Annotated in this window: 12 protein-coding genes and 3 pseudogenes; 6 read left to right on the top strand and 9 right to left on the bottom strand. The window is 69.8% G+C overall.

The features are described from left to right. From Q2100_RS23125 to Q2100_RS23115, 3 genes and pseudogenes are all read left to right on the top strand, one after another. Window positions 1-300 (top strand): annotated as a pseudogene (locus tag Q2100_RS23125) (serine/threonine protein kinase); the annotation flags it as partial. Next, a complete protein-coding gene (locus tag Q2100_RS23120; protein WP_302915940.1) occupies window positions 297-1,172 on the top strand; it encodes an LLM class F420-dependent oxidoreductase in 876 nt (291 codons plus the stop codon). The pseudogene Q2100_RS23125 and the gene Q2100_RS23120, both read left to right, overlap by 4 nt. Continuing rightward, window positions 1,169-1,561: pseudogene (locus Q2100_RS23115) on the top strand (nuclear transport factor 2 family protein); the annotation flags it as partial. The gene Q2100_RS23120 and the pseudogene Q2100_RS23115, both read left to right, overlap by 4 nt. A gap of 55 nt (window positions 1,562-1,616) precedes the next feature. Here the strand turns inward: Q2100_RS23115 and Q2100_RS23110 are convergent. The 4 genes from Q2100_RS23110 to Q2100_RS23095 form a co-directional block, all read right to left on the bottom strand. Next, the gene (locus tag Q2100_RS23110; RefSeq protein ID WP_302915939.1) at window positions 1,617-2,105 is read right to left on the bottom strand and encodes an NUDIX hydrolase; all 489 of its coding nucleotides are present in this window, start codon (window positions 2,103-2,105) and stop codon (window positions 1,617-1,619) included. A 15-nt stretch (window positions 2,106-2,120) separates the two neighbouring features. After that, window positions 2,121-3,836, bottom strand: a complete 1,716-nt coding sequence (locus Q2100_RS23105) for a hydroxysqualene dehydroxylase (RefSeq protein WP_302915938.1) — start codon at window positions 3,834-3,836, stop codon at window positions 2,121-2,123. A 91-nt stretch (window positions 3,837-3,927) separates the two neighbouring features. Further along, window positions 3,928-4,119, bottom strand: a complete 192-nt coding sequence (locus Q2100_RS23100; RefSeq protein WP_264014502.1) for a hypothetical protein — start codon at window positions 4,117-4,119, stop codon at window positions 3,928-3,930. A gap of 32 nt (window positions 4,120-4,151) precedes the next feature. Then, complete coding sequence (locus tag Q2100_RS23095; protein ID WP_264014503.1) at window positions 4,152-5,477, bottom strand: NAD(P)/FAD-dependent oxidoreductase; 1,326 nt, start codon at window positions 5,475-5,477, stop codon at window positions 4,152-4,154. A 51-nt stretch (window positions 5,478-5,528) separates the two neighbouring features. Between Q2100_RS23095 and Q2100_RS23090 the strand changes: the two genes are divergently transcribed. Beyond that, entirely contained in the window at window positions 5,529-6,332 is an 804-nt protein-coding gene (locus tag Q2100_RS23090; protein WP_302915937.1) for a hypothetical protein, read from the top strand. Window positions 6,333-6,336: 4 nt separating this feature from the next. Here Q2100_RS23090 and Q2100_RS23085 read toward each other — a convergent pair whose 3' ends face one another. After that, complete coding sequence (locus Q2100_RS23085) at window positions 6,337-6,894, bottom strand: type 1 glutamine amidotransferase domain-containing protein (RefSeq protein ID WP_302915936.1); 558 nt, start codon at window positions 6,892-6,894, stop codon at window positions 6,337-6,339. A 102-nt stretch (window positions 6,895-6,996) separates the two neighbouring features. Here Q2100_RS23085 and Q2100_RS23080 point away from each other — a divergent pair, with 102 nt between their 5' ends. Then, window positions 6,997-7,776 carry an SGNH/GDSL hydrolase family protein gene (locus Q2100_RS23080; protein ID WP_302915935.1) on the top strand — a complete coding sequence of 260 codons (780 nt, stop codon included), beginning with the start codon at window positions 6,997-6,999 and terminating at the stop codon, window positions 7,774-7,776. A 15-nt stretch (window positions 7,777-7,791) separates the two neighbouring features. Here Q2100_RS23080 and Q2100_RS23075 read toward each other — a convergent pair whose 3' ends face one another. Further along, window positions 7,792-8,169, bottom strand: a complete 378-nt coding sequence (locus tag Q2100_RS23075) for a DUF732 domain-containing protein (RefSeq protein ID WP_302915934.1) — start codon at window positions 8,167-8,169, stop codon at window positions 7,792-7,794. A 23-nt stretch (window positions 8,170-8,192) separates the two neighbouring features. Between Q2100_RS23075 and Q2100_RS23070 the strand changes: the two genes are divergently transcribed. Further along, the gene (locus Q2100_RS23070; protein WP_302915933.1) at window positions 8,193-9,098 is read left to right on the top strand and encodes a cyclopropane mycolic acid synthase family methyltransferase; all 906 of its coding nucleotides are present in this window, start codon (window positions 8,193-8,195) and stop codon (window positions 9,096-9,098) included. A 6-nt stretch (window positions 9,099-9,104) separates the two neighbouring features. Here Q2100_RS23070 and Q2100_RS23065 read toward each other — a convergent pair whose 3' ends face one another. The 3 genes and pseudogenes from Q2100_RS23065 to Q2100_RS23055 all read right to left on the bottom strand — a co-directional run. Further along, complete coding sequence (locus Q2100_RS23065) at window positions 9,105-9,668, bottom strand: hypothetical protein (protein WP_269895518.1); 564 nt, start codon at window positions 9,666-9,668, stop codon at window positions 9,105-9,107. Window positions 9,669-9,736: 68 nt separating this feature from the next. Next, window positions 9,737-9,925: a hypothetical protein gene (locus Q2100_RS23060; protein WP_264014510.1), complete on the bottom strand. Its 189-nt coding sequence runs from the start codon at window positions 9,923-9,925 to the stop codon at window positions 9,737-9,739. A 28-nt stretch (window positions 9,926-9,953) separates the two neighbouring features. Further along, window positions 9,954-10,171, bottom strand: a pseudogene (locus Q2100_RS23055) (hypothetical protein); the annotation flags it as partial.

Here is a 10,171-nt window from a genome sequence, read left to right as displayed (position 1 = left end):
ACAACGGCCGCCGCACCCGCGGCAGCGGTGGTCGGCGCCGACTGCTCGCCGGCCGGCAGCACCGCCACCACCGCCGACGGTTCCACCGCCTACTGCGAAACGCTGCAGGGCACCGACTCGACCATCTGGTCGCTGACCCAGGGCGACATCCCGAGCCCCACCGTCACCACGGCGCCGACCGACGAGCCGCTACCCGCGGAGGAGGAGCCGCCGGTGCGGGTCTGCATGCAGCAGACCGACATGACCCGCCGCGAGTGCCGCCGGTCCATCCGCGAGAGCAACGGGCTACCGCCGCTGTGAAATTCGCCGTCGTCGCACCGGTAGCCGCCGGGGTCACCGCCGATCCGAAGTGGATGGCGGATTTCGCCCGCCACGTCGAGGACTGCGGGTTCGAGTCCGTCGTCGTCGTCGAGCACACCGTGCTGATGACCGAGTACGACAGCGTCTACCCCTATGACGACTCGGGCCGCGTCGAACTCGCCGCGGATTGCCCTGTTCCCGACCCATTGGACCTGCTGGCGTTCCTTGCGGGACAGACCGAACGCCTGGTGCTGGCCACCGGTGTGCTGGTGCTGCCCAACCACCACCCCGTCGTGCTGGCCAAACGTGCGGCGACCGTGGACGTCCTCTCGGGCGGGCGGCTTCGGCTGGCGGTCGGCACCGGGTGGCTGAAGGAGGAGGTGGAGGCCTGCGGCGCGCCGTTCCACGCCCGTGGCCGGCGCGCCGACGAACAACTCCAGGTGCTGCGCACGCTGTGGGAGCACCGGCCGGAGGGCGCGGACTTCACCGGCGAGTTCTTCACCTTCGCCAACGCGATGAGCTATCCGAAACCGTTGTCGCACATCCCCGTACACATCGGCGGTCACAGCCGTGCCGCGGCCCGGCGGGCAGGCCGATTCGGGGACGGCTTCCAGCCCCTCGGCGTGGCCGGCGCGGAGCTGATCGGCTTGCTCACCGAGATGCGCGAGAGTGCACAGGCCGCGGGCCGCGACCCCGCCGTGCTGGAGGTGTCGCTGGGACATCTGGTCGCCCGGGTGGACGCGGCCCGTGCGGAGAAGCTCGCGGCACTCGGCGCGGACCGGCTCGTGCTGGCGATGCCGCCCGTCCGGGACATCGCCGACGCTCGCGAGCTGCTCTCCGACTGTGCCCGCAGACTGGGGCTGCGGCCGTGACGCTCGACGTGCCCGACCGGCTCGCCGTCGCCGACCTCGTGCACCTGTACGCCGCGGCGGTCGACGACCGCCGGTTCGATGACGTGGTCGCCCTGTTCACCGACACCGCGGAGCTGTGGCTGCCCGACCCGCCGCGGGCGCTGGAGCCGGTGCGCCGCCATCACGGACAGGACGGGGTGCGCACGGCGCTTGCCGCCGTCGCCGGCGTGCAGCGCACCGAGCACGCGATCCTCGGCGAGGTTTATGCCGAGGGGCCGCACCATGATTACGCCCTCGGGCGGGTCACCTGCATCGCGCACCACTGGACCGTCGAGGACGGCCGTGTCACCGACGTGGTGTGGCATCTGCGCTACGACGACGAGTACCAGCGCACAAAATCGGGCTGGCGGATCCACGGCCGCGCACTGACCATCAACGCGATCGAGATCCGCCCGGCCCGGGTGGTCAGGCCGCACCCTCCGCGCAGTCGGCTAGATCGGGCTGGCGCATCAGACGGTCCAGCAGGGGCCGCTGGCCCTTCAGCAGCTTCTCCCGGGCCGCCGCCACGGGGAACCAGGCCACCCGGTCGATCTCCGGGAACTCCCTGAGCGTTCCCGATCCTTTCGGCCACTCGATGGTGAACGTGTTGCTCACGCAGCCGTCGAGATCGAGGTCGCCCCGGACCGCGAAGACGGTGACCACCTTGCCGCCGGGTTGTCTGACCGGGTCGAAGCGCGTCGGCGCGCCGGCGGGTGGCTCCTTGCCGAGCTCCTCGCCGAACTCCCGCTGCGCGGCCGTCCACGGGTCCTCGCCGTCGGCGTACTCCCCCTTGGGCACCGACCAGGCGCCGTCGTCCCTACGCGCCCAGAACGGGCCTCCGGGATGACCGAGCAGCACTTCGACGACGCCACCGGTCACCCGGTAGAGAAGCAGGCCCGCACTGAGTTTCGGCACCGCGCCATTCTCCCCTCAGCGGAACAACCGCGCCGCACCGAGTACGGCGTCCGGCAGCATCCGCGCCAGGTCCGCGGTGGCGTTCCGCCCGGCTCCGAACACGGCTCCCAACGACCGCTCCACCCGCCACCGCACGGCGTCGAGGTCGCGAAGGGGACGCAGCGACTCCGGTTCGTGAAGGGGGTGGATCGTGCAGCGCGCCGCGCCGGAGCCGTCGGCGTCGAGGATGCCGTTCACCGCGGCGCGGGCGGCCTCGTTGGCGGCCTCCATGGTCGCCAGATCGGTGTTGGTACGTACGAAGTCGGCGGCCAGGAACAGGTTGGGGATCGCGGTGGCGGCCGGTGGTCGGTCCGGCAGTGACCCGGCGGTGTTGATCAGCAGCGGTTCGGCATTGGTCACCACCGCCGGATCGGGGAAGCCGATCGCGGGGTCGAGGAACCAGTCGACGATGTTGGCGCGGTCGAGCGATCCGTCGTCGATGTGGTCGAGGATCTGCCCCCACACCTCTTCTCGGATCTCGCGTTCGGTGCACTGGATCGCCGGTTTGCCGGTGCACCTGCCTGGCGTGTACCAGTCCGACACGTCGATGGACAGGATGCCGCGCACGGTGCCGTCGCCGCGGGCAGACAGGTCCACATCGGGCCAGAACTGCTTCTGCGAGATCGCGGTCAGCGCCCATTCGGAGTCGACGAACAGCGCATGTCCGTGGGCCAGAGGCACGTCACGGTCCAGGAAGAAGATCACCCCGTTCATCCACCGCGTGATCAGTCGTTTGAGCCCGGCCAGTCTTGGCTCGGCGGTCTTGAGTTCAGGGGTGATCAGGACGTCGAGGCGCTCCACCGGCATCGCCGAGACGAAGTGGTCGGCGGTGATCTCGACGACTCCGCCCGTCGACCCTTCGCCGTCCGCCGCGGTGAGCACGACGGTGGAGACCCGACCGTCCGAGCATCGGATCCCGGTGACCTCGTGCCGCCGGTGGAATCGCACCCCCCGCTGCTCCAGGTGGCGGACCCACGGTTCGATCCACACCTCGCTCGTCGGCCCGTCGAGCACGCGGTCCACCGGTCGGCTGCGATCGACCATGTCGAACAGGATCTGCCACAGGATCAGCCCACCGGTGCGCGCCGACATGTGTCTGGCCTGCGCGGCGACGAGCGAGCGGGTCAGGCCGTCGACGAGGAACCTGCGGTACTTCTCCGACCGCGCGTCGGCGTCGGTGAAGTCCCACCAGCTCATGTGCTCCCACTGCTGCTCACGGCGCTCGTCGCACGACAGCAGGAAGGTGAGCATGCGGCGCAGGAAAAAGGTGAGGTCGTTCGGCGGAATGCGCAGTTGGACCGCGAAATCCCACAGGAAACGCAGCAGGGCCGTGAGCTCGTCGGGTGTCGTCGGCAGGTCCGTGGGCGCGATCAACTCGTTGCGGCGGCCGGACTGGGCCAGCAGGATCTGCGTGGCCGGCGTGAGGTGCCCGACCGCGAACCCGGAACCGGTGGGAATCCGGCTCATCGTGTCGGTGAGGTGGCGGTAGAAGCCGGGAAAGAACCGGAAGCCGTGTTCGGCGGGAAGGTCCGCCCGGCCACCGACCCCCGATCCCGCCACCGGTATCGAGCGCGCCTTGCCGCCGAGTTCGGCGTTGCGCTCGTAGACGTCGACCTCGTAGCCGCGTTCGATCAGCTCGTGCGCGGCGCTAAGTCCGCCGACCCCGCCCCCCAGAATCGCCACAGTGGCCATTGCCCGACCCTACGGTGCGGTCGGCCGCCGCACCGTGCGACCACACCCGGCGGGGCGCGAAACCCGTTGCCGGATCACCTCATCGACGGCCCTAGTAGGAGCGGTCGCCCTCGCTGTCGTCGATGAAGTCCCACCGCCCGTCGTCGACCTGGACCTCCATCCGCCAGCCCAGCTCGTTGCCCTCGACCTGGTCGACGAACCAGGCGTGCGCGTCGTCGGCGCTCTCGATGTCCTTGGTCTCGACGACATCGCCCTTCGGATTCAGCACACGGTAGGTAGCCATGGTGGTTCTGTTCCCACTCGGCGGGTTTTGAATCAATCCACCTTCGGCATCGGGATGCCCTCGCTGGCCGAGAACTGAGCGTCGTCGGCCGATGACAACCCGATCGACACCACCGACCGGGCGAAGAACACGTCGGTGAGGTAGGCCAGCGACACCGCCCACCGGTTCACCAGCCGCGGGATCGCGTACAGGTGGTAGGCGCGGGTGACGACCTTGGCGGGGAAACCGGACAGCCGGACGTTGAGCGGGTTGGCCACCGCGTAGCGCGGGCCGAGGTCGACGACGAGGCCCATGTTGCGGTGCTTGTACTGCTTCGGGGTGCCGACGCCGAGGCTGGCCGCGACGTTGCGGGCCAGCACCTTGCCCTGCCGGGTGGCGTGCTGCGCGGTGGGCGGGGTGATCTTGCCGGGCTGCGTGAGGTCGGGCACCGCCGCGGCGTCGCCTGCGGCGAACACGTCGGGATGGCCGGGCACCTGCAGATCGGTCTGCACCTTGAGCCTGCCCTTCTCGGTCGGCAGGCCGAGGTTCTCGATCAGCGGCGCCCCGGTCACACCGGTGACCCATGCGACGGTGTGCGTGTCGATGCGTGAGTCATCGGTCAGCACAACGTGGTCGGCGTGCACCTCCTTGAGTGAGATGCCAAGCCGCACGTCGATGCCGCGGCCCCGCAGCACCCGCATCGCGGCGGCGCCGAGCTTCTCCCCCACCTCGGGCATCACCTGCTCGGCGAGGTCGAGCAGCACGAAGCGCACCGCCTGGGGATCGAAACCCATCGAGTCGGCGGCGGCGTCGGCGAGGGCCCGCAGCTGAACCGCGAGCTCGGTGCCCGAGTACGAGGCGCCGACCACGACGACGGTGCGTCGCGCGGCGGCCTTCGCCGGATCGTCGTCGTTGTTGGCCAGCTCGAGTTGTTCGAGGACGTGGTCGCGCAGATACAGCGCCTCCGCGGTGGACTTGAGCCCGCGGGCGTGCTCGGCGAGGCCGGGCACGTCGAACAGCCTGGTGACCGAACCGGGGGTGAGCACCAGGCGGTCGTAGGACATGCTGCGCGAACGCTGCTCGGGATCGGTGAAGGTGACCGTACGGCCGTCGAAGTCGACGCTGTCCACGCGGCCGCGCACCGCCTTCACCCCGCGCAGGGCGTTGGCGAGCGGAATCGTGACGAAGCGGGCGTCGACCAGTCCACCGGCGACGTCGGGCAGCAGCGGGGTGTACAGCATGTAGTCGACCGGCGAGATGATCGTGATGTCGACCGACGAACCGCCGTTCGACTCGTCGTGTTTGCGCAGGATCTTGGCGAGTTGGCGGGCGCATTCAAATCCGGTGAATCCGCTGCCCACGATCACGACGGACGTCATCGCGACCATTTTACGGTGCGGCCCCGCGCGGGGCGGTGCCATGCTGGAGCGGTGACGGGTCCACGGTCGGAGCAGCGCGCGCGAACGCTGGATCGGCTGGGCTGGCTCTGGTCGGCCGCCGCGGTGGCACCGGTCGCCGGTGGCGCGGCGGCTGCGTACCGGACGCTGTTCATGACGCTGCGGCGGATGGTGGTCGGCAGGCGGATGGCGGTCAGGCTGGACGCAGGCGATCTGACGCTGACCGTGACCGAGTTCGATTCCCGCCTCGACATGCGGGCGCTGTCGGTCGGCCAGCTCGGCGAGGTGCGACTGTCCGCCCGCGACATCAGCTGGGCGGGAAGTAGATTCGATACCGCCGCCGCGGTGCTCCACAACGTCGCGCTGCGGCCGTCGGCGCCGCCAGTGCTGGTGGCCGCGCCGGTGGAACTCACTCTCGACGTCCCCGAGGCGGCGCTTGACGAGCTGCTCCGCTGGGCGGCGCCGAGACTGTCGGGCGCCGTCGGCACCGACGGTGTGGCCCGGTTGCAGCTCGTCCGCAGGCCCGGCCTCGGCTGCGTGGAGGTCGACGCCCAGCTCGACGGCTCCACGCTGTGGCTGCGACCGCGCGGCGTCACCCTGCGGCGCAAGCGGTGGGCGCTGCCCGGACGCACGCCGGGATATCGGGTGCGGCTGCCGGAACTGCCACACGGTCTGGAGCTCACCGGTGTCAGCTTCGCCCCAGGCGTGGTGCGGCTGTCGGGCGTCGTGCCCGAATGGCGGATGGCCATGCCGCGCACCCGTCTGGAGTACCTGATCGGCCAGCTCAGCGCGGTCGGACGACCGCTCAACCTGACGCGCATCGTCAAGCTGCGGTAGCGGCTCACGTGTGGGCGGGCGTGTTGGCGAACCGGTCGACGATGGCCTGGCAGAACGCGGGCAGGTCGTCGGGTGAGCGACTGGTGATCAGGTTGCCGTCGATGCACACCTGCTGGTCGACGACGGTCGCGCCGGCGTTGCGCAGGTCGGTGCGGATGCTCACGTATGACGTGAGCGTGCGGCCCGCGACGACGCCCGCCTCGACCAGGGTCCATGGCCCGTGGCAGATCGCGGCGACGGGTTTCCCCGAATTGACGAAGTCGCGGACGAAGTTCACGGCGGCCTCGTCCTTGCGCAGCTTGTCCGGGTTGATCGTGCCGCCGGGCAGAATCAGCCCGTCGTAGTCGTCGACACTGGCATCGGCGACCGCCCGCTGCGCGGTGAGGGTGCCCGCCGGCTCCAGATCGTGGTTGCGGGCGTCGATGTCGCCGGCCTGCAACGACAGCAGTTCGGTCTGCCCGCCCGCGTCATGGACGGTGTCGCGGGGTCGTGCGAACTCGACCATCTCGACCCCGTCGGCGGCCAGGATCGCGATCTTCCTGCCCTCGAGTTCATTCGGCATGGTGCTCCTCCTCTGCGGTCGTGGCTGTTCCCGATGTCTCGGCTACCCGGGCCTCCGGCGCCTCAACCCGCCGGAGCCGCCCCGTCGCTAGAGTCTCGGTTCGTGTCCGGATACACCCGCTACGTCGCACTCGGCGACAGCCAGACCGAAGGACTGTGGGACGGCGACGACTCGAGCGGTCTGGCGGGCTTCGCGGACCGACTGGCGGCCATCCTCGACGCGCAGCGGCCGGGGCTCGAATACGCCAACCTGGCTGTGCGGGGCCGTCGCATCGCCGACGTCAAGCACGACCAACTGCCGCGGGCGCTCGCGATGGCGCCCGACGTCGTCACCCTCTGCATCGGCATGAATGACGTGACCAGGCCCGGCAATTCGTTCGACCGCGCGCTCCGTGACCTCGACGAGGTGTACGTCTCGCTGGCCCGTTCCGGCGCCACGGTCGTCACCACCACCTTTCCCGACATCGCACAGATCCTGCCGATCGGCCGTGTGCTGGCCGCACGCGTGCGCCGGATCAATTCCGTCATCCGCGACGCGAGCTCGCGGCACGGCTTCCGCCTGGTCGATCTGTTCGGCGCGCCGTCGATGCGGGAACCGGACACCTGGAGCATCGATCGGGTGCACGGCTCGCCGAAGGGACACGCGTTGTTCGCGGCCGCCGCGGCCGAGGCGCTCGCCCTGCCGGGCAGCAGCCACGACTGGGCGCACAGCGGCGCCGACGTGGCCTGGCCGTCCTGGCGCACCAGGTTGACCTCGCAGGCCCTGTGGACCCGCAACATGTTGATGCCGTATCTGTGGTGGCACCTGCGGGGGCAGGCCGTCGGCGACGACCGCGGTCCCAGGCGGCCGGAACTGCGGCGGGTGCGGCCGGAGCCGGCGTGAGGCGGGGCGGGCGGCCTAGAAGCCGAAGAGCCCCAACGGGATCTGCGGGATCTCGCCGTTGCCGAGGCGGCTCACCATCGCCGGGCAGAACATCGAGATCGCCAGGCCGGTGAACATGGTGGCGGCGCCCAGCGGCATGCCCGCGGTGTCGGCGACCTTGGCGGTGGCGTCGGCGGCCCCCTGACCGGGGTCGGCGAGCATCGGGCACACCTGCTGGCCGAGGGCCACCGTGTCGGCCGGGTTTCCGGTCGCCAGGCCGGCGTCGGCGAGCGAGCGCAGGAAGGCGTCGTCGGCGGGTTCCGCCTGCGCGGGGGCGGCGAGGAGAGTGGAACTCACGGCCAACGCGGCGGCGAGGGTCAGGGCTCGAATGCCCGGTCGTTGTCTGCGCTGCACCGGAGGAATCGTACGCTGTCGGGATGCCGGACATCACCTCGAAGCCACCCTCGGACCGCGACGCCGTCACGGACGGTCTGACCCCGCACTTCGAGGACGTGCAGGCGCACTACGACCTGTCCGACGACTTCTTCCGGTTGTTCCTGGACCCGACCCGGACCTACAGCTGCGCGTACTTCGAGCGTGACGACATGACCCTCGAGGAGGCGCAGTACGCCAAGATCGACCTCGCACTGGGCAAGCTCGGCCTGCAGCCGGGCATGACGCTGCTCGACGTCGGCTGCGGGTGGGGCTCGACGATGCTGCGCGCGATCGAGAAGCACGATGTCAACGTGATCGGCCTGACGCTGTCGGAGAACCAGAAGGCGCACGTCGAGACGTTGTTCGCGGCGCTGGACAGCCCGCGCAGCCGGGAGGTCCGGCTGCAGGGCTGGGAGGAGTTCGACCAGCCGGTCGACCGCATCGTGTCGATCGGCGCGTTCGAGCACTTCGGCTTCGACCGTTACGACGACTACTTCGCGATGGCGTACGACGCGCTGCCCGACGACGGCGTGATGCTCCTGCACACCATCACCGGGCTACACCCCAAGGAGATGGCCGAGCGGGGCATGCCGCTGTCGTTCCAGTTCGCCCGGTTCGTGAAGTTCATCGTCACCGAGATCTTCCCCGGCGGCCGGCTGCCGTCGATCCCGATGGTGGAGGAGCACGGCACCAAGGCCGGGTTCACGGTGTCGCGGGTGCAGTCGTTGCAGCCGCACTACGCGCGCACCCTCGACCTGTGGGCCGCCGCGCTGGAGGCTCGCCGCGACGACGCCATCGCCATTCAGTCCGAAGAGGTCTACGACCGGTACATGAAGTACCTGACCGGATGCGCGGACATGTTCCGGGTCGGCTACATCGACGTCAACCAGTTCACGATGGAGAAGTGAGCCGGCTCAGATACCCGTCCAGCTCTCGTCGATCATCTCGGCGACGTTGATCACCTGGGCCTGTTGCGATGCGGGACTGTCGATCTCGCCGGCGACGTGTGCGGCGATGAACCGTTTCACCTCGGCGTCGATGCCCCCGATGATGCGTACCACCTCCGCGCGCAGCGTCTTGGACGTCACGTGGATGGTGATGTCCGACGGCCGCGGCTTCTTGACGTCGAGGATGAGCAGCAGGGGTTCGGCGGCGAGCGCCGACGCGCGCAGCGCGATCTCGCCGTAGACCACGAACCGCGGCTTGTCGATGCGCAGATCGACGACCATGTCGATCTCCAGCGGGATCTTGATGGCGAACGTGATCATCTCGCCGACGTGGCGGGTCACCTTCGGTTCCTGAACCTGGACTTTGGCGGTGACCTTGGCGATCTTGCCCGGACCCTGTGCGATGGGACCGATCTCGAAGGCGTCGCCGGCGATCTCGGCGATCGCGCCACCGACGCGCTCGTCAGTGACCGCGAACTCGTAGAACTTCCGGCCGAATTCCTCGTAGGTCATGTACTCGTGGGCAGCCATGATGCTGTTACGGTCTCACGTCCGCCGCCCCGAGTGAACGCAGCGTGGCCGAACCGCAATCTGCGGGGTCAGCTGTCGCCCTGTTGACTGCGGGCTTCCGCACCGCTCACCTCGTCGTCGAGCGCATCGTCGTTGAAGGTGCGGCCCACGTAGGAGCCGTCGCCCTCGTCGCCCTCTTTGCCGGCGCGAGATCCCGCGACCTTGTTGTCGTCGTCGACGTCGGTCTCGCTCTTGTCTTCGTCCTTGGGGCTGGTCACCTAGACGGTCTACCCGGTTCGCCGCCGGCTAACCGCCGGCCCCGCCGTCGTCGGCGTAGTACTGCAGCGCGGTCACCGTGTACCGCGGCGTGCTCAGCCCGGCGATCAGCACGCCGTGCCGGCCGTCACGGCTGACGGTGGCGACGACATTTCGGCCCGCGGCGACGAGCTTGTCGGTCGACGCGCCGGCCAGCAGGCTCGACAGCGCGGTCCGCGAGATCGGGCCCCGCGCGCCGTCGCGGATCG

The organism is Mycolicibacterium arseniciresistens (genome assembly GCF_030519285.1).
In the GTDB taxonomy this organism is placed as follows: Bacteria; Actinomycetota; Actinomycetes; order Mycobacteriales; family Mycobacteriaceae; genus Mycobacterium; species Mycobacterium arseniciresistens.
Note: the sequence above shows the minus strand (reverse complement) of the source record. Positions and strands in the feature narration are given on the sequence as shown.